The 19,431-nt window shown below is 57.3% G+C and carries 16 protein-coding genes and 2 pseudogenes; 6 read left to right on the forward strand and 12 right to left on the reverse strand.

The window, feature by feature from the left end; genetic code table 11:
- Positions 1-7: 7 nt before the first annotated feature.
- From pdxB to rlmM, 3 genes are all read right to left on the reverse strand, one after another.
- Positions 8-1,150, reverse strand: a complete 1,143-nt coding sequence (pdxB, locus tag L6D80_RS13335) for a 4-phosphoerythronate dehydrogenase PdxB (protein ID WP_054903112.1) — start codon at positions 1,148-1,150, stop codon at positions 8-10.
- A 60-nt stretch (positions 1,151-1,210) separates the two neighbouring features.
- Positions 1,211-1,453: a sulfurtransferase TusA gene (gene tusA / locus L6D80_RS13340; protein ID WP_054903113.1), complete on the reverse strand. Its 243-nt coding sequence runs from the start codon at positions 1,451-1,453 to the stop codon at positions 1,211-1,213.
- Between the two features lie 868 nt (positions 1,454-2,321).
- Positions 2,322-3,386 (reverse strand): 23S rRNA (cytidine(2498)-2'-O)-methyltransferase RlmM, encoded by a 1,065-nt coding sequence (gene rlmM, locus L6D80_RS13345; RefSeq protein ID WP_176514598.1) that lies wholly within the window; start codon positions 3,384-3,386, stop codon positions 2,322-2,324.
- A gap of 224 nt (positions 3,387-3,610) precedes the next feature.
- On the opposite strand from rlmM, the gene acnA reads away from it, so the two are divergent.
- Together acnA and L6D80_RS13355 are read left to right on the forward strand one after the other, a co-directional pair.
- Positions 3,611-6,352 carry an aconitate hydratase AcnA gene (gene acnA, locus L6D80_RS13350; RefSeq protein WP_054902309.1) on the forward strand — a complete coding sequence of 914 codons (2,742 nt, stop codon included), beginning with the start codon at positions 3,611-3,613 and terminating at the stop codon, positions 6,350-6,352.
- Positions 6,353-6,612: 260 nt separating this feature from the next.
- Entirely contained in the window at positions 6,613-8,178 is a 1,566-nt protein-coding gene (locus L6D80_RS13355) for a methyl-accepting chemotaxis protein (RefSeq protein ID WP_054902310.1), read from the forward strand.
- Positions 8,179-8,225: 47 nt separating this feature from the next.
- Here the strand turns inward: L6D80_RS13355 and L6D80_RS13360 are convergent, their stop codons facing one another.
- The 5 genes from L6D80_RS13360 to L6D80_RS13380 form a co-directional block, all read right to left on the reverse strand.
- Positions 8,226-9,110, reverse strand: coding sequence for a pseudouridine synthase (locus L6D80_RS13360; protein WP_176514600.1), 885 nt, complete (start codon positions 9,108-9,110; stop codon positions 8,226-8,228).
- A 50-nt stretch (positions 9,111-9,160) separates the two neighbouring features.
- A complete protein-coding gene (locus L6D80_RS13365) occupies positions 9,161-9,469 on the reverse strand; it encodes a transcriptional regulator (RefSeq protein ID WP_176514602.1) in 309 nt (102 codons plus the stop codon).
- A 71-nt stretch (positions 9,470-9,540) separates the two neighbouring features.
- Positions 9,541-9,972 (reverse strand): D-Ala-D-Ala carboxypeptidase family metallohydrolase, encoded by a 432-nt coding sequence (locus tag L6D80_RS13370; RefSeq protein WP_054902313.1) that lies wholly within the window; start codon positions 9,970-9,972, stop codon positions 9,541-9,543.
- A gap of 105 nt (positions 9,973-10,077) precedes the next feature.
- The gene (locus L6D80_RS13375) at positions 10,078-10,317 is read right to left on the reverse strand and encodes a glutaredoxin family protein (RefSeq protein WP_176514604.1); all 240 of its coding nucleotides are present in this window, start codon (positions 10,315-10,317) and stop codon (positions 10,078-10,080) included.
- Positions 10,318-10,390: 73 nt separating this feature from the next.
- Positions 10,391-11,599 (reverse strand): ammonium transporter, encoded by a 1,209-nt coding sequence (locus L6D80_RS13380; RefSeq protein WP_054902379.1) that lies wholly within the window; start codon positions 11,597-11,599, stop codon positions 10,391-10,393.
- A 313-nt stretch (positions 11,600-11,912) separates the two neighbouring features.
- Between L6D80_RS13380 and L6D80_RS13385 the strand changes: the two genes are divergently transcribed.
- From L6D80_RS13385 to dgt, 4 genes and pseudogenes are all read left to right on the forward strand, one after another.
- Positions 11,913-12,227: an ElaB/YgaM/YqjD family protein gene (locus tag L6D80_RS13385; RefSeq protein ID WP_054902315.1), complete on the forward strand. Its 315-nt coding sequence runs from the start codon at positions 11,913-11,915 to the stop codon at positions 12,225-12,227.
- A gap of 9 nt (positions 12,228-12,236) precedes the next feature.
- Positions 12,237-12,611 (forward strand): phage holin family protein, encoded by a 375-nt coding sequence (locus tag L6D80_RS13390; RefSeq protein WP_054902316.1) that lies wholly within the window; start codon positions 12,237-12,239, stop codon positions 12,609-12,611.
- Positions 12,608-12,937, forward strand: coding sequence for a hypothetical protein (locus L6D80_RS13395; RefSeq protein WP_054902317.1), 330 nt, complete (start codon positions 12,608-12,610; stop codon positions 12,935-12,937). Before L6D80_RS13390 ends, L6D80_RS13395 begins: the two co-directional genes overlap by 4 nt.
- Positions 12,938-13,061: 124 nt before the next feature.
- Positions 13,062-13,685 (forward strand): annotated as a pseudogene (gene dgt / locus L6D80_RS13400) (dGTP triphosphohydrolase); the annotation flags it as partial.
- Positions 13,686-13,847: 162 nt separating this feature from the next.
- On the opposite strand, the gene L6D80_RS13405 reads toward dgt, so the two are convergent.
- From L6D80_RS13405 to L6D80_RS13415, 4 genes and pseudogenes are all read right to left on the reverse strand, one after another.
- Entirely contained in the window at positions 13,848-15,212 is a 1,365-nt protein-coding gene (locus L6D80_RS13405; RefSeq protein WP_028699746.1) for a deoxyguanosinetriphosphate triphosphohydrolase, read from the reverse strand.
- A 79-nt stretch (positions 15,213-15,291) separates the two neighbouring features.
- Positions 15,292-15,819: a methyl-accepting chemotaxis protein gene (locus L6D80_RS30310; protein ID WP_370738927.1), complete on the reverse strand. Its 528-nt coding sequence runs from the start codon at positions 15,817-15,819 to the stop codon at positions 15,292-15,294.
- Positions 15,820-15,831: 12 nt separating this feature from the next.
- A pseudogene (locus L6D80_RS30315) lies at positions 15,832-16,614 on the reverse strand (PAS domain-containing protein); the annotation flags it as partial.
- A 25-nt stretch (positions 16,615-16,639) separates the two neighbouring features.
- Positions 16,640-19,180, reverse strand: a complete 2,541-nt coding sequence (locus L6D80_RS13415) for an EAL domain-containing protein (RefSeq protein WP_042132490.1) — start codon at positions 19,178-19,180, stop codon at positions 16,640-16,642.
- Between the last annotated feature and the right edge of the window lie 251 nt (positions 19,181-19,431).

A 19,431-nucleotide genomic window follows, 5' to 3' on the forward strand; every position in this document is an offset into this window, starting at 1 on the left:
GACTGCGTCAGACCACGGTCCCGCCCAGGGCACTGACCATCTGCGCCAGTTGCGGCGCTTCGCCGTGCAAGCGCACCTTCAGCCCTTCGATTTCGCGCCGTGGCGGATAGTGCTTGCGCAACTGGTCGAACGCTGCGCGCTGTTCGTCCACCTCCTCGCTCAGGCTACGGCGAAAATCGGCATCGTCGCGACGCGGGTCATACACCGCCCGGCACAACGTCGCCAACGCCCAGTCGAGGTCGGCTGCGCCATCGAGTTCGATCTGCGCCAGGGGTGGCCGGGGCAGCAGGTCGGCCAGTTGCACGCGCTCGGCCTCGCCGAGGAAGCGGCACACCGCCTGGTAGATCTGCGCCGTGCCGCGCTGGCGGCCATCCAGGCTGTAGCCCGCGATGTGCGGTGTGGCCAGGGTGCAAAGGTCGGCCAGTTGCAGATCGACCTGGGGTTCACCTTCCCAAACGTCAAGCACTGCGTGCACATCTTCGCGGTCCAGCAGCAGTTCGCGCAGCGCCGTATTGTCTACCACCGGGCCGCGGCTGGCGTTGATCAGCCATGCACCGGGGCGCAGGCGGGCCAGTTGTGCGTGACCTAGCAGGTGCCAGGTGGGGTATTCACCGCCACGCTGCAAGGGGGTATGCAGGCTGATCACATCGCAGTGTTCGAGGACTGTTTCGAGGCTGACGAAGTCGCCGCCTTCGTTGGCTTGGCGCAGAGGGTCGCAGACCAGCACCTTCCAGCCCAGGCCGTGCAACACGCGCACCAGCCGGCCACCGACCTCACCGGCGCCAACCACACCGTAGGTGCGTTGAGGCAGGGCGACGCCGTCCAGGTCAGCCAGGGTCAACACGCTGCCGAGCACGTAGTCGACGACGCCGCGGGCGTTGCAGCCTGGGGCGCTGCTCCATTGAATGCCGGCTTCGGCGAGGTAGTCCAGGTCTAGGTGATCGGTGCCGATGGTGCAGGTGCCGACAAAGCGGACGTTGCTGCCTTCGAGCAGTTGGCGGTCGACTTTAGTCACCGAGCGCACCAGCAGTATGTCGGCCTCTTTGACGCTGGCGGGGTCGAGGCTCCTGCCTGGGTAACGGCGAATCTCGCCGAAGCCTTGGAAGAAGGCATCGAGCAGCGGGATATTCTCGTCGGCAACTATCAGCATGGCGCTCTCCTGTCTGGGGAACGCAGTGTAGGCGCTACGCGCGGCCTGATCCAGCGCGGCTCAGTCGGCTTTCTTGCGGATCCAGTACAGGTAGGTGCCGGCCTCTTCCTGCTGCTGCAGGAGCTCGTGGCCGAGGAAGTTACAGAACTTGGGGATGTCACGGCGGGTCGAGGGATCGGTGGCGATGACCTTGAGCAGGCCGCCAGCAGCCAGGTTGCGCACGTGCTGGTGCAGCATCATCACTGGTTCCGGGCAGTTCAGGCCGGAGGCATCGAGGATGGCGTCGGGGGTGAAGTCAGTCATGAGGGGCTCCGCAAATGATCGCTATTGTGGCCCATCACGCCCCACACACCAATACCCATACCCACCGCTGTTGCTGTTGCTGTTGCTGTTGCTGTTGCTGTTGCTGTTGCTGTTGCTGTTGCTGTTGCTGTTGCTGTTGCTCCTGCTCTTGCCTTTGCTTCTAGCGCGCGATAGTTCAAACGCCGCCGATTGCGACTTCAGGAGGCCGAGCGCAGGTCTTGCGGAGGGAGGTGACGGGCATGGATGCCCGTCAAGCGCTGCGGCCCAGGATGGGCCGTTCAGCGCGGTCCTCTCGGGAGCAAGACCGGAGCGAGGGAACCCCGAAGCGCAGCGTAGGGGCCGGATGATAGGAGCCAGCGTTTTTTGGTTACTTTTTGTCGCGTTTGACAAAAAGTGACCCGCCGTAAGGGCGGAAAGGTGAATCAATGTCGCCTTGGCAAATGGATATGTTCCAGTACATCAGCACCCATTCATGGGCCCCAGGCTCAAGTCTCGGGGCTTGGAATTCGGGAGCTTTGGCTTTCGGATCAGGTGAATATCCATTTGCCATGGAGGCGCTGATTCACCTTTCCGCCCTTACGGCGGGTTACTTTTTGTCTTGGCAAAAAGTAACCAAAAACCGCCCGCTCCCATCATCCGGCCCCTACGCTGCGCTCCGGGGTTCCCTCGCTCCGGTCTTGCTCCCGGGAGGACCGCGCTGAACGGCCCCTCCTGGGCCGCAGCGCTTGACGGGCATCCATGCCCGTCACCTCCCTCCGCAAGACCTGCGCTCGGCCTCCTGAAGTCGCAATCGGCGGCGCCTGATCTACCGTGCGCTTAGAAGCAAAAGCAAAAGCAAAAGCAAAAGCAAAAGCGCCAGGGCTTCGCTTTAACGTGGTTTCAGGTCCAGCCTGCGTAAATGGCACGTCACTTCCTCACGGTCGTGATACAGCTGTTTACAGGCAATCGACACCCTGACTTTACGCGCCTTGAACGTCGCCTCCATGCGATCCAGCAACCGCCGTACTTCAGCGTAACGCTGCTTCATCGGCAACTTCAGGTTGACCACCGCCTCACGGCACAACCCCTCCCCCAGCCACGTCTCGATCAATGACGTCGTGCGCGCCGGCTTCTCGACGATGTCACAGACCATCCAGTCCACCGGCTGCTTCGGCTGCCAGGTAAAACCATCGGCCATCAAGTGCTGCACAAGCCCCGTGTCCATCAGGCTCTCGGCCATAGGGCCATTGTCGATAGCCGTCACCAGCATGCCTCGACGCACCAGCTGGTAAGTCCAACCACCCGGCGAAGCCCCCAGGTCCACCCCGGTCATGTCGTCACCCAGGCGCTGTTCCCACTGCTCGCGCGGGATGAACTGGTGCCAGGCCTCCTCAAGCTTGAGGGTCGAGCGACTCGGCGCCTCCCGCGGAAACTTCAAACGGGGGATACCCATCGGCCACAGCGCGCTGTTGTTCGCCTCGGCCACGCCCGCAAAAACCCGCCGGCCGCTGATGAAGGTCAGCAACAACCGAGGCAAACTCGCGTTGTCGACCAGCCGCCCGCTCTTTTCCAACGCCTTGCGCAATGGCACCTCGAATTTACGGCAGAACGTCGACAGCTCCTTGCCCTCATTGCTGTCGAGCACCTCAAGCCACAGGCTGCCAAACACCGGCTGCCCCGCCAGGTGTTCAAGCAACACACTGATGCGATCGCTTTCCGGTAACTCGATGTAACTGCCACGCGCCCACTGCCGCGGGAAGATCAGCTGCGCAAAGCGCAGTTGCGCCATCAACCGTTCGGCACCTTCGGCATCGGCACAGACAAACTCGGCGCAGGCACTCTGCGGCTTGCCTTTGGCATAGCCAGCAACACCCAGGCGCGCGGCATGTTCGCTGATCTCGGCGCACACCTCGCCCTCGAACCGGGGCCGGCAATGCATGAACAGGGTATTCATCTCTCACTCCACTACGGCTGGCGCGCCAAGGGCGCCGGCAGGGCGGCGATGATAAAGGAAGATCGGAACCTGCGACATGCCCCGCCGGTCCAGAATAGGGTCAGGGCCGCCAAACCGGTCTAACCTGACCATTCAGCCAGGTCCGTACCGTGCGGGCCGAAACAGAGCGGTGATACCGGCATCCTTCCAGCAAATGCCGGGCACCGGTGCAAAAGGAGTAGGCAATGCCCTCGCTCGATAGCCTGAACACCCTCAAAACCCTCAAGGTAGCCGATCACACCTACCACTATTTCAGCCTCCCCGAAGCTGCCCGGCAGCTTGGCGACCTGCAGCGCCTGCCCATGTCGCTCAAGGTGCTGCTGGAAAACCTGCTGCGCTGGGAAGACGGAGAAACCGTCAAGGGCGAAGACCTGCGCGCCCTGGCCGGCTGGCTACAGGAGCGTCGCTCCGATCGCGAAATCCAGTACCGCCCGGCGCGAGTACTGATGCAGGACTTCACCGGCGTACCAGCGGTGGTCGACCTGGCGGCCATGCGCGCGGCAATGGCCAAGGCCGGCGGCGACCCACAGCGGATCAACCCGCTGTCCCCGGTGGACCTGGTGATCGACCACTCCGTGATGGTCGACCGCTACGCCACACCCCAGGCGTTCAGTGAGAACGTCGATATCGAAATGCAGCGCAACGGCGAACGTTACGCCTTCCTGCGCTGGGGCCAGAGCGCGTTCGACAATTTCCGTGTGGTGCCGCCGGGGACCGGCATTTGCCACCAGGTCAACCTGGAGTACCTTGGGCGCACCGTGTGGACCCGCGAAGCAGACGGCCGCACCTATGCCTTCCCCGATACCCTGGTCGGCACCGATTCACACACCACCATGATCAACGGCCTGGGCGTGCTCGGCTGGGGCGTGGGCGGCATCGAGGCGGAAGCCGCCATGCTCGGCCAGCCAGTATCGATGCTGATCCCGGAAGTGATCGGCTTCAAGCTCACCGGCAAGCTGCGCGAGGGCATCACGGCCACCGACCTGGTGCTGACCGTGACCCAGATGCTGCGCAAGAAAGGCGTGGTGGGCAAGTTCGTCGAGTTCTACGGTGACGGCCTGGCCGACCTGCCCCTGGCCGACCGCGCCACCATTGCCAACATGGCGCCAGAATATGGCGCCACCTGCGGCTTTTTCCCGGTCGATGAGGTGACGCTCGACTATTTGCGCCTGTCGGGCCGCCCCAGCGAGACCGTGCAACTGGTCGAGCAGTACTGCAAGGCGCAAGGCCTGTGGCGCCTGCCAGGCCAGGAGCCGCTGTTCAGCGACACCCTGGCCCTGGACATGGGCCAGGTCGAAGCGAGCCTGGCCGGGCCGAAGCGGCCTCAGGACCGGGTCGCCCTGGGCCAGGTCAGCCAGGCCTTCGACCACTTCATCGAGCTGCAACCCAAGCCACTGGCCAAAGAAGTCGGCCGCCTGGAAAGCGAAGGCGGCGGTGGCGTGGCAGTCGGTAATGCCGACCAGGCGGGCGAGATCGACTACAGCCATCAAGGCAAGACCTACACCTTGCGCGATGGCGCCGTGGTGATCGCCGCGATCACCTCCTGCACCAACACCTCCAACCCCAGCGTGATGATGGCGGCTGGCCTGGTCGCCAAGAAAGCCCTCGAAAAAGGCCTGCAACGCAAACCATGGGTCAAAAGCTCACTGGCCCCAGGCTCCAAGGTGGTCACCGACTATTACAATGCTGCCGGGCTCACCCGCTACCTGGACGAACTCGGTTTCGACCTGGTCGGCTATGGCTGCACCACATGCATCGGCAACTCCGGGCCACTGGACGAAGCCGTCGAGAAAGCCATCAGCAGCGCCGACCTTACCGTGGCCTCGGTGCTTTCGGGCAACCGCAACTTCGAAGGCCGGGTCCACCCACTGGTCAAGACCAACTGGCTGGCATCGCCCCCCCTGGTGGTGGCCTACGCCCTGGCTGGCACCGTGCGCCTGGACCTGACCCAGGACCCGCTGGGCACCGGCAAGGACGGGCAGCCGGTGTACCTGCGCGACATCTGGCCCAGCCAGCAGGAAATTGCCGAGGCGGTGGCCAAGGTCGACACCGCCATGTTCCACAAGGAATACGCCGAAGTGTTTGCTGGCGACGCCCAGTGGCAAGCCATCGAGGTGCCGCAGGCCGCCACCTATGTGTGGCAGGACGACTCCACCTACATCCAGCACCCGCCCTTCTTCGACGACATCGGCGGCCCGCTGCCCCAGATCGAGAACATACAGGGCGCGCGCATCCTCGCCCTGCTTGGTGACTCGGTCACCACCGACCACATCTCCCCGGCCGGTAACATCAAGGCCGACAGCCCGGCCGGGCGCTACCTGCGCGACAAAGGCGTTGAACCCCGTGACTTCAACTCCTACGGTTCGCGGCGCGGCAACCATGAGGTGATGATGCGCGGCACATTCGCCAATATTCGCATCCGCAACGAGATGCTCGCCGGCGAGGAAGGCGGTAATACGCTGTACGTGCCCACAGGCGAGAAGCTGTCGATCTATGATGCGGCCATGCGCTATCAGGCTGAAGGCACACCGCTGGTGGTGATCGCCGGGCAGGAGTATGGCACCGGTTCAAGCCGCGACTGGGCCGCCAAAGGCACCAACCTGCTGGGGGTCAAGGCGGTGCTGGCCGAGAGCTTCGAGCGCATCCACCGCTCCAACCTGGTGGGCATGGGCGTGCTGCCGTTGCAATTCAAGGCCGGGAATGATCGCAAGCAGCTGGGGCTGACCGGCAAGGAACGCATCGATGTGCTGGGGCTGGCGGGCGTGCAACTGAAACCGGGCATGAGCTTGCCACTGCGGATTACCCGCGAGGATGGGCAGCAGCAGGAAATCGAAGTGCTGTGCCGCATCGATACCGTCAATGAAGTGGAGTACTTCAAGTCGGGCGGGATTCTGCACTACGTCTTGCGTCAGTTGATTGCCAGCTGATTGCAATGACCCGGGGCGCCTTGCGCCCCGCTTCCACGACCAGAGGCTGGCTCTTGGCCAGCCGATGAGTCATGATCTGACTTCTACGTCATGCGTTAGCAAAAAAACGGTCACAATGACGCCTACATCAGTAAATGGACGGTGCTGCTAACGCAACGCCGGTGGCTAGCTATTGCCCCAGATCAAGCAAGTTAAATATTCATTCAATAAAAACACTGGCTTGCCGATACCTGTGGAAAGCCTTGCGGATTACTCAGCCCATGCGTAACAACCAGCCGATTACCCAGAGAGAACGGACTTTCCCTGCCCACCAACGGTTGATCTCCACCACCAATGCCAAGGGTGTGATCACCTACTGCAACGATGCCTTCATCGAGATCAGCGGTTTCACCCGCGAGGAGCTGACTGACGCGCCGCACAACCTGGTGCGCCATCCCGATGTGCCATCGGCGGTGTTCGCCCATATGTGGCAAACCCTCAAGCAAGGCCAGCCCTGGATGGGCATCGTCAAGAACCGCTGCAAATCGGGCGACCATTACTGGGTCAACGCCTACGTCACCCCGATTTTCGACAACAACCAGGTGGTCGGTTTCGAGTCGGTGCGGGTCAAGCCTACCGCCGAGCAGATCCGCCGCGCCGAAGCCCTGTACCAGCGTATCAATCAGGGCAAGACCGCCATTCCGCGCCGTGACAAGTGGCTGCCGGTGCTGCAGGACTGGCTGCCCTTCATCCTGGTCAGCCAGATTGGCTTCCTGATTGGCAACTGGCTGGGCCACTCCTGGGGCTTCGCCCTGGCCGCCGCCCTGTCAGTGCCCCTGGGCCTGCTCGGCCTGGGCTGGCAGCAACGCGGCCTCAAGCGCTTGCTGCGCCTGGCTGAGCAGACCACCTCCGACCCGCTGATCGCACAGATGTACACCGACAGCCGCGGCGTCCAGGCACGCCTGGAAATGGCCATGCTCAGCCAGGACGCGCGCATGAAGACTTGCCTGACCCGCCTGCAGGACAGTGCCGAGCACCTCAGCGAACAGGCCCGGCAGTCTGATGTGCTGGCCCACAAGAGCTCTTCGGGCCTGGAGCGTCAGCGGGTCGAAACCGAACAGGTTGCAGCCGCCGTCAACCAGATGGCCGCCACCACCCAGGAAGTGGCCAACCACGTGCAGCGCACTGCAGACGCCACCCAGGAAGCCAATCGCCTGACCAGCCAAGGCCGCCAGATCGCCGGGGAAACCCGCGACGCCATCGAGCGCCTTTCGGCTGCCGTGGGCGAAACCGGCGAGACTGTGACGCAACTGGCCAAGGACAGTGACGAGATCGGGGGCGTGGTCGATGTGATCAAAGGCATTGCCGACCAAACCAACCTGCTGGCACTCAATGCCGCCATTGAAGCGGCCCGCGCCGGGGAAATGGGCCGCGGCTTTGCAGTGGTTGCCGATGAAGTACGCCAACTGGCGCAGCGTACCGCCGAGTCCACAGGGCAAATCCATGGCCTGATCGCCAAATTGCAGCAAACTGCCAACACCGCCGTACTGACCATGGAGACCGGTCATCGCCAGGCCCAGGAAGGCGTCGACCGCGTCATGCAGGCGGACCAGGCACTGGTCGGTATCAGCGAAGCCGTGGCCAATATCACCGATATGGCCACTCAGATTGCGGCGGCCACCGAAGAGCAGACCGCTGTGGCCGACGAAATCAGCCGCAACATCAGCACCATCGCTGAACTGGCCGACCAGACCGCAGAGCAGGCCCAGCACTCGGCACTGCTGAGTGAAGAGCTGACCACTACTGCGGGTGGCCAGTACTCGCTGGTGGAGCGTTTCAACCGTTAAGGCCGCCTGGCCTCACTGCCGGTAACCCGGCGATGAGGCCAGATGCCCTACCAATCCAGGCTCAAACGGCTCTCGAAATAGCGCCCCTCACCCGTCAGCGGGTCAGCAAAACGCAAACTGTGCGCCAGCAACTTCAACGGCCGCTGATAATCATCCTCTTCGTTGCGCAAGTCAGGATAGAACGGGTCATTGCAGATCGCCGCCCCCAACGCGGCCATGTGGACGCGTAACTGGTGGGTCTTGCCGGTCACCGGCGATAAGCCATAGCGCCACAGCTCACCGTTCTTCTCCAGCACCTCGGCGAGGGTTTCGCTGTTGTCGGCCCCCGGTACTTCCTGCATTCGGAAAAACGGTTCGCCATGTACCAAGCGGCTGGTATGCACCAGGGGAAACTCACGCTGGGGCAACGCAGCGGCAATGGCTTGATAACGCTTGTCGATGCGCCGTTCAGGAAACAGCCGTTGGTAAGCGCTACGCGTTTGCGGGTTGGCAGAAAACAGCACCAGGCCTGCGGTATGCCGGTCGATCCGGTGCAGCGGCACCAGGTGCGGGTTGTCCAGGCGGCGAATCAAGCGGCGCAGCAGTGTCTGCTCGACGTACTCGCCGGTCGGCGTAACGGGCAGAAAGTGGGGTTTGTCGGCCACCACCACGTGCTCGTCCACATGCAGGATGGTTTCCTGTACCGGGATGGGGCGTTCGTTGGGTACTTCGCGAAAGTAATGCAGGCGCATGCCGCGGCGGTAGGGCAAATCGGCGCTGATGGCCTTGCCGGCAGCGTCGAGCACGCGGCCGCGTGCAAAGCGGTCGAGCCACTGCGCACGCTCGATGGCCTTGAAATGGTCGCACAGGCAATCGAGAACCGTTGCCCAGTTGCCGGGGGGCAGGCAGACCGTGCTGGCTTGCTGGTGGGCAGGATCGAAAGGCGTGGTCATGGCAGGCTCGGAACACTCAAGGCTGCGTATTATCCCCCAAGCCCAACAGCTCAGCCAGCCTGCACTACCCGCTCACTGCGCGCCTTCAGCCAGCGCAGTACCTGTACGGCCTCCCAGCGCCCGGGGTCGTAGAGCGCGTAGAGCAAACCCTGATAACCCACCACATCCAGCCCGCGGTGGTATCCCGCCCGCTGGAACAGCGCCTCGATCTCGGCGAAACAGGTATTGAAATGTACTTTGCCAAAAGGCGTACGATCATCGGTAACCAGGCCTTCGAGGCGCAGTTCCAGCACCGCATCGTAGACCCGCTCCACTGGCATGCGGTTGACGCTGTACTTGAGTTGCTCGACGTTGAGCATGAACCTATCTCTATACTGTATTTATATACAGCATACGAGCATACCTGCCCCTGCGTCAATTCGCCGGCCCTTCACTTCAGCCCCGACATATAGCCAGTACCTCTGCGAATGGTCAGCACCTCCCGGCGCGGCGCGCTGGGCGAGACCGAGAGATGAACCCAACTGTCGAACTCCAGGATCAGCTGGTCGAACTCCACATTGCTTTTACTGATCCGATGAACCACCTCGCGATGGCTGATGCCCACCACACCGAAATCCGCAGCCAGCCCTGTCATGTGCTGGCTGCGGGACGAACCGCCGATGCGCGCGTTCAACTCCGCGCTGCGGTAGCCGCTGCTGACGATGACCGGCCGGGCGAACAGCGCACGCACCTGCTCAAGCGCCTGGCATAACAGGTGCAGGTTGGTGATGACCTGCGGCGTAGGTGTATTGATCAGCCCTTCTCTGGAAGCGATTTGCGAAACGATCATTTCTTGCAGGGTGAAATGTGGGGTAATGCGCATGGCTACAATCTCGAAAACGATGATGAGGTGGTGGTGGCTGTGACCAGCACGGCATCATCGTTCAGCAACACAGCTAACGCAGTCAGGCGATGTTTCCCTGGGCCCTCAATGCCCCAGAAAGGCAACCACCTGTTCTGCATCGAACGGCCAGTGCAGTTCGGCGGCGGTATCGCAGCGACGCAGTATGGGGATGATCAGGCCATAGCGCTCGAACAGCGCCTCGCTATCGGCGATATCCACCAGTTCGACCAGCAAACCATGATCGACAAACGGCATCAGGACGGCTTCGGCCACTTCGCACAAGTGGCACCCGACAGTGCCGAAGAGTTGGCATTCAGGCAGCATGGGGCAGGACTCGGTTTGGCTGTGGGAAGAAACCTATTCTAGGCCCCTCCCGCACGCCGTGCACCCCGCCTGCTCAGTCCTGGCTGGTGGCGCCGATACGGTGCAATGACAGGTCGGCCCCTTGGAACTCCTGCTCATGGCTCAAGCGCAAGCCGTGCACTGCGCGGATCAGGCCATACACGGCGAAGCCACCGAGCAACGCGACTGCCACCCCCGCCAGGCTGCCGAACAGCTGGCTGACCAGACTGACGCCGCCCAAGCCACCGAGCGCCAGCTGACCAAAGATGCCACAGGCAATACCGCCCCATACCCCGCATAAACCGTGCAGCGGCCACACGCCCAGGACGTCGTCGATCTTCCAGCGGTTCTGTGCGGCGGTGAAGCTCCAGACAAACAGCACCCCCGCCACCAGGCCGGTGGCCAGCGCGCCAATCGGGTGCATCAGGTCAGAGCCCGCGCAAATCGCCACCAGGCCTGCCAAAGGTCCGTTATGCAGGAAGCCTGGGTCGTTGCGGCCCGCCAGCAACGCTGCCAGGGTGCCGCCTACCATGGCCATCAGCGAGTTGACCGCCACCAGACCGCTGACGCCTTGCAGGGTCTGCGCGCTCATCACGTTGAAGCCGAACCATCCGATGATCAGAATCCAGGAGCCCAGCGCCAGGAACGGAATGCTCGACGGCGCAAAAGCCACCAGCCGCCCGTCACGGTAGCGCCCGCGCCGCGCGCCCAGCAGCAGCACCGCCGCCAAAGCCAGCCAGCCGCCCATGGCATGCACCACCACTGACCCGGCAAAGTCATGGAACGGCGCACCGAAACGCGCCTGCAGCCAGCCCTGAATCCCGAGGTTGCCATTCCACACCACCCCTTCGAAGAACGGGTAGATGAATGCCACGATCAAGGCCGTGGCGCACAACTGCGGAACGAACCGCGCACGTTCGGCAATGCCGCCAGAGATAATTGCCGGGATCGCGGCGGCGAAGGTGAGCAGGAAAAAGCACTTGACCAGCGCATAGCCATGGTCGGCAGCCAGCTGCGATGCCGGATGCAAAAAACTCACGCCGTAGGCGATCCAGTAACCGATGAAGAAGTAGACCAACGCTGAAATGGCGAAGTCGCTGAGGATTTTCGACAAGGCATTGACCTGGTTCTTGTGACGCACGGTACCCACTTCCAGAAACGCGAAACCGGCATGCATGGCCAGCACCAAAATGGCGCCCATAAGGATGAACAGAGTGTTGGAACCGTGGACCAGGGAGTCCATCGCGCTGTGCATGTTTTCCATGAAATAGGCAGACCTGCTGAAAAGGCACCAGGACAGTTCAAAAACCTGCATCCCTGCACCGAATCGGTGCCAGCCGCGACCCCGCTGCAACGAGCGGGGCGGAGCCTGCGTGGTTTTTTCTTGGGTTTGTCGTGGATTGGGTTAAGGTTTATTCGTATCCGCCGGGGTTTTCGCCCTTGATTGGCGCAATGCCCCGGTCTGCGCCCCGCGTTGTGGCACGCTTCATTAGCAAGCCTCATACCAGCGTCGCAGTGAACCTTCAGCGAACCGGGTAACTCGAATCACCTACACACCTACACAGGGAGAGCCACACATGGCGAGCAAAACCGCAAAGACTGCACAAGAGATTTTGATGGCTGACTTCCAGGCCTTGGTGCGTGACACCGAGAAACTCCTGGCTGACACCGCCAACCTCGCCGGTGACCAGGCTGACGAGCTGCGCGAACAGATCCACGACCGCCTGACCCAGGCCCGGGAGACCCTGCAGCTTACCCAGGACTCCGTGCGCGAGCGTGGCCAGGCAGCCCTGGGGAGCGCTGAGCAGTACGTTCAGAACAACCCTTGGCAAGCCATCGGTATCGCCGCAGGCGTAGGCCTGTTGATCGGCCTGCTGGCCAGTCGGCGTTGAGGAGCCCCCATGGAGAATGAAGCCATTGGCACCAGTGCCTCGGGCAAGCGCCTGGGTGCAGCGCTGCTGGGGCTGCTGCACAGCCATATCGAACTGCTCGGCATTGAGCTGCAGGAGCAGAAAGGTCGCACCCTGAGGCTGTTGCTGTTCGCCGGCCTTGCCCTGGTGTTTGCCCTGTTGCTGCTGACCGCCTTGTCGGGGCTGCTGTTGGTCTTGCTGTGGGACAGCTACCGCCTGGCCGGTATCGTTGGCTTGTGCGTGTTCTATGGCCTGGCCGCGCTGTACTGCGGATTACGGCTCAAAGCTGCAGTGTTCGATGAGTCGTCGCCGTTCAGTGCCACCCTCGAAGAACTTGCCAAGGACCGGGAGCGCCTGACGCCATGAGCCTGCCTGAACTGCCAAATACGCGTAACCCACGGGAGCTGCGCAAGGCGCTGCTGCGCCTGCGCATGGAGATGCACCGCCAGCAGATCCGTCACGAGTCGGGGCAGCTGCTGCAACCCCTGCAGCGCTTGCGCGGCATGGGCGGCTCGCTGCACGACGGGCTGGGCATCAAGCACGCACCGCTGTGGGGCATTGGTGCGGTCGTCGCGCTGGGCTTTCTTACCGGCAAAGGCGTGCGCAGTGGTAACCTGGCGCGCCTGGTGCGCCTGGGCACCAGCCTGCTGCCGCTGGTGAAGCTGTACTTCCAGGGCTCGCGACGCCCCTGAACGCTTCGGCACCTGCTGCGGCCCTGTTGCCGTCCTGGCGGCGACAGGGCCGTATTGACTTGCCGCTTGCATAGCCTGCCCCGACACCTGAAGCTACGCCCATCGATCGACAGGAGAACACGCCTTGGACTGGCAAACCCTGCTCACCCGAGAGCGCCTGGGCAAAGCGTTGTACAGCCCCGAAGAACTGGGACGCAGCCCGTTCCACAAAGACCACGACCGGATCATCTTCTCAGGTGCATTCCGCCGCCTGGGTCGTAAGACCCAAGTCCATCCGGTCTCCAGCAACGACCATATCCACACGCGCCTGACCCATTCCCTGGAGGTCAGTTGCGTTGGCCGCTCACTTGGCATGCGTGTGGGCGAAACCCTGCGCGATAGCCTGCCCGAATGGTGCGGCCCCAGTGACCTGGGCATGATCGTGCAGTCCGCTTGCCTGGCCCATGACATCGGTAACCCACCGTTTGGCCATTCCGGCGAAGACGCCATCCGCCACTGGTTCCAGCAGGCCGCAGGGCGCGGTTGGCTGGACGACATGAGTGATCACGAGCGCGCCGACTTCCTCAACTTCGAAGGTAATGCCCAGGGCTTTCGGGTGCTCACCCAACTCGAGTACCACCAGTTCGATGGCGGCACCCGGCTGACCTACGCCACCCTGGGCACTTACCTCAAGTACCCGTGGACCGCCCGGCATGCCGATGCCCTGGGTTACAAGAAGCACAAGTTCGGTTGCTACCAGAGCGAACTGTGGCTATAGTAAACAGCCAAAAATGACATTTTTTGAAAATCAACAGCCAAAAAGTTATAAGTGCAACTATTTTGGCATGAAAACTAAACTTGATAATCAAAAAAAGAATAAGGAGGGCTTTGCTGAACTTGAGCATTCCACCATTGGCGAGAGCCAATCCACCTAAATTCGCTCACCGCCCATACCACTAAACTGTCGAGCCAAATGCATGGCGTAGTTATCAGTCATGCCACTCACGTAGTCCAGAACCTGCATAATCGCGGAGTAGTCCTTTGAAACATTTTCGCAGGCGTTTATAGCAACCAAGTCAAGCCCCATTAAATCGACTACCCGCTTGGTCTTTGAATCAGCGACTCCGCCATTCCTAGCAAAACTCAGAGCAGCCGAACAGCTAACTTGCAACAACGTTGATATCGTGCTGTACGCACCTATTTCAAGTTCAACTTTACGCGGATGTTGGAAAATTTCCTCGCGTGCAAGAATTTTGGCAGCATTTACGCAATCACGCACATTACTGCTACACAGTTCAAATATACCAAGAGCCTTCCCAGCCATAATTTCATCATAATTGCCCATAAAAGCAGCCACCCCTGCATCTACGAATGCAGAGATAACCTTACCGCGAGCCATCGATAACCTACGCCCAACTTTCATTCCCTGCGTTTCTTTGGCCAATTGGTCCCGTTGCTTCTCATCCAGAACAAGGCACAAAATATCAAAAACCTTATCCCATTCGAGGATACCCATCTCCACACCATCCTCCAGATCAAGGATGGCGTAGCAAAAGTCATCTGAAATCTCCATCAAGTTAGCTAATGGATGGCGGCAACGCCAGCCATCACCAAGCTTTAACAACCCCGTCGCATCCGCCACCTCATCGAAAAAACCAAGTTCCGAGCAGTAAACACCATATTTATTTTTAATAGGTCGCAACTGATTAACTGCATCACGTGCCATCCATGGATACTTTATAAAAGCACCCAAAGATGCATAAGTTAGACGCATCCCCCCATCATACGGATGATACTCTGAGGTTGTTAACACCCGGAACCCTTGGGCGTTCCCTTCAAATCTACGGAAGTCAGTAGCTTCATTGAAAGGCAAGTGCTCAATCATCTTCGCACCTACATCATTAGTGAACCAATGACGTATGGCCTCTTCACCTGTGTGTCCAAACGGCGGGTTGCCAATATCGTGAGCAAGACATGCAGTCTGTACGATATCGCCAATGTCCGAAGCTGAATAGAAATCAGAAATTAGTTTTTCCTTCAAAAGCTCCTGCCCAACTCGGACCCCGAGCGTCCTACCTACGCAAGCCACCTCTAAACTATGGGTAAGGCGATTATGTACATGGTCATTGGTCGCCAGAGGATGTACCTGAGTTTTTCTTGCAAGGCGTCTGAACGCACCGGAGAAAATGACTTTATCATGGTCTGAGTGGAAGGGTGAACGACCAAGTTCCGACTTCGGGGGGCGTCCACCTAATCGACTAGTATTCAACAACTTATCCCAACTCATTCTGTCCATAGCACCTCCGGGCGAAGGAACAACACACAAAAAAATCATTAGCCATTGATATCAGCAAAACACAAACTCACAAGACCAATCAGTTACCCAACCTATTAGCAAAACGTCCTACCGCCTCAACCACTTTTTGAGCCCCCTCCTGAATTTCACATATAACATTTCCTGCCTCAGCGGAAAGCTCAAGACCTTGCACTGCATGCATTTTACCCTGCTCTATGATTCGAAGAGCCTCCTCCGCCATTTTTTGGTTTTTAGAAACCACTTCGACAACTTCCTTCGTCGCCTTCGTAGTTCTGGATGCAAGCTGTCTTACCTCATCAGCAACTACAGCAAACCCCCGCCCTTGTTCACCAGCCCTTGCCGCTTCAATCGCCGCATTGAGTGCAAGCAAATTAGTCTGATCAGCAATTCCCCCAATACTTTTTACAATCCCACCAACCAGTTGGGACTGCTGATCCAGTGCACGAATACCCTCTACAGCCGCTTCCATTTGAGCAGCCAGCTCCTGCATTACCCTCACTGTATCCTGAACCACTCCACTACCACGCCGTGCACTTTCATCAGTATTCCTCGAAGTACCATAAGCTATATCGGCCGCCTCAGACACTGCCTGCTCGCGGTTAACTTGCTCAGTAATGACAGTTGCAAACTTAACCACTTTATACAATCTTTTATAAGAGTCCGAAACTGGATTATACGAGGCCTCCAGCCACACAACCCGACCATAACTATCTATACGTTTTAAGCGATCCGCCACAAACTCCCCCCTTCGAAGTCTCTCCCAAAAATCCTCATACCCTTGAGAGGAAGACTCTGCAGACTCACAGAAAATCCTGTGGTGCTTTCCTTTTATTTGCTCCAAGCTGTAACCCATTGCACTTAAAAATCTATCATTTGCAGTTAAAACTATCCCATCAAGATCAAATTCAATAACTGCAGTTGAACGCTGCAAAGCCCCAATCAAATTCTCATGTTCACAGGACTCTGCAATAGTTCGAGTAAGGTCAGTGGCATAAATTGAGAGATGAGAAAGCACCCCCATTGAACTTCTAATTGGCTGAATAATCACACGCAACCATGCCTCCTCCCCATTCCCCCTACAAGCTTGAAGAGCACCAACCCAATGACTCCCAGACTGAACCGCATTCTTCATACGATTAAAATGATCTGTACTCCGAGCAAAAGCTGGAACCAAGTCAAAAATTGGCCTCCCAACCAATTTTTCAACCGAATAAATCATTTCACGTAAAAAATTATCATTACCCTCCATAATAACACCTTGAGAATCTAATCGAAGCACTAACATCTCATCGTCAAGACTTTTCCTAACCTGCTCCAACGAAAAAAGCTTCTCACTAACTTCCGCAAGCTTTTCTTTTAAATCCCTAACCTTGAAAAACATACCATCACCCACTCGAAAAATTAAATTATTTATAGAGATTGGAAACCCACTCTTCTAATTCTCTAGGAGCAAGCGGCTTTGAAAGAAAGTAACCTTGAGCAACATGATAACCCTGCTCCTTGAGAACCTTATATTGCCCCGCCTCTTCAACGCCTTCAGCGACGACCTTTAAATGTAAACTATCACCTATCCTAAGCACAGCCTCACTAAGTGCCCTACTTATCTCATCTTTCTCCAAATCAAGAACAAAGCTCTTATCTAGCTTTAGCTCTTGAATCGGAAGCTTCCTAAGATAGCTTAAACTAGAGTAGCCCGTACCAAAATCATCCATCGCCAACTTAATCCCTTTTGAGTTGACATCACCCAACACCTTCATAGTATTAGGATTTGTATCAAGCAAAACACTCTCCGTAAGCTCCAATGTCAAATCGCCGACCTTTAAATCATGCTGCCCTAGAGTCCTCAATATCATCCCACCAAGATCTAAGTTATGAAAATTACTTGGCGACAAATTCACAGAAACGGCAGGTATTTTCAGCCCTTTCCGCCTCCAACTTGCAAGCTGACGACAGGCCTCCCTTACAGCCCAAGCACCTAAATCCCCTATCAGCCCACACTCTTCAGCAAGAGGAATAAATCTCGAAGGAGAAACTTCTCCAAACTTTGAGTGCCGCCACCTAGCCAAAGCTTCAACACCATAGAGCGTCCCATCATCTACATTAACTTGCGGCTGATAGTGCAACCTAAGCTCGCCACCATCTATTGCCAAACGCAATGCACTTTCCAACTCCTGCCTTTCTAGAGCCAATTGATTCAGCTCAGGACTAAAGAAACTAAACCTGCCTCTCCCACTTCCTTTCGCTTGGTACATAGCCATATCAGCACGATGTATCAAAGTACCCATATCATGACCATCTTGAGGATACACACTAACCCCTATACTGGCGGATGGAGACAAAATAACCCCACCAATATTAATCGGCCTTGATATAGACTTTCTTATTTCCTCAACAATCTCAGTGACATGTTCACTACCACAGTTTGGTAGAGCCACAACGAATTCATCTCCAGACAGCCGCCCTACAATATCAGACGCCCGGCGATTAAATAGTAATCTTTCAGCAACGGCCCTAAGCAACTCATCACCAGCCGGATGCCCAAGTGAATCATTAACTTGCTTAAATCGATCCAAATCAATAAACAAGACCGACATTGAGCTTTTTGATCTCCTCGCATCAACCAAAGCATGGTCGGCTTTAGCATGCAATAGACTGCGATTGGGAAGCTCGGTAAGGCTATCATAAAACGCTAACTGCCGTATGTTCTCTCTATCTTCTTCACGCTCTATCGCAAGAGCACAAAGCGGCGAAGCAACCTCCATCATCATTTCATGAAGGCTTGAAGGAACCCTACGCACCGAGTAATAAAAAACAAGTACACCGACAACACTTCCCTTTGTATTCTTGATAGGCGTAGACCAATAACTTTTAATTCCAAACCTCAAAAACTCTTCTGACAGGCCCTCCCATACTGGATCTTGCTCAATATCCTCCGCAACAACAGGCTCACCATAGTAAGCAGCCTTGCTTGAAGAGCCGACACAATGTTTCACTTGCATCCCTTCTAATAGCCTTGCATACTCAACCGGAAGACTGGGGGCCGCCAGCGGATGCATGACCCCATCTTCATCAATCTGTATAACAGCTATCTTTATATCAGGCTCAACAAATTCAATTTCCCTACATACCAGATCCATTACCTCCTCTAGAGGATTCTCCCGCACCATGGCATCCAATATAGTACTTTGAATAACCTCATGTATCTTTGAGCCTGTCACATCAGCAAGCACAGTAACAGTATTAACAAGATCGCCACTCGCACTCAAAATTGGACTAATAGCAATATTTGACCATATACGCTCGCCATCTTTAAGCCGCGTTAACTCTTCAACCTTAAAAGACAAACCAGCCTTTAATCTAGAGTGGACCGCCTGAATTCTTTCATCACTCAAATGCGGCACTATTAGAGCAGCAGGCCTTAACCCTTCAACCTCTTCAGAAGAATAGCCAAAAATACGCTCAAAACCCTTATTTACAAAGACAATTTTCCACTCATGGTCGGTAATAACAATTGCATTATCTGTCTCATTCGCAACCAGTGATAAAAGCTTGGTACGCTGACGCTCTTTACGCCTATCAGTAATATCCTTCACAAATGCAGTATAAACAACCATCCCTTCACTCTCGACACGAGAGATCGACATAGCTCCCCACCGCTGAGAGCTATCCTTTCTATGAATCGGGACCTCTCGCGTAGTACCTACAATTTTATTGATACCCGTCCGGCGATTTTCATTTATATAGTCATCGTGCTTAGACTGCATTCCTAAAGGAACGAGCATCTTAACATTACGACCTAGCACTTCATCTCTGCTATAGCCCCACAGAGCTTCCGCCGCACGATTAAAAAGAACAACATTATTCTCAGCATCAATAACAACAACACCATCTACAGCTTGCTCAAGTGTCTGAGTGAATATTTTTGAAAGATTATGTGTAATAGGCATTTAGATACTACCGACGAGCTACTCAAAAGGCATCTTACCAACGGAGTTCTAGCAGGCTTAGCCCGCATCACCCGCCCCACGAAACACCAATAGCTTAAGGCCATCAATATCAAAAGTCATCAGGTGCTCTCGAACATCTAATCCCGGCCATAAAATCCTGACCATATGAACAGAAAAATACACTTAGCAGCACTTTATCCACTTAAGCATCGAACCCTAAAATACTGAATCTAAAGAACAATTTTTCCGAA

This window comes from Pseudomonas ceruminis, from assembly GCF_021602025.1.
In the GTDB taxonomy this organism is placed as follows: Bacteria; Pseudomonadota; Gammaproteobacteria; order Pseudomonadales; family Pseudomonadaceae; genus Aquipseudomonas; species Aquipseudomonas ceruminis.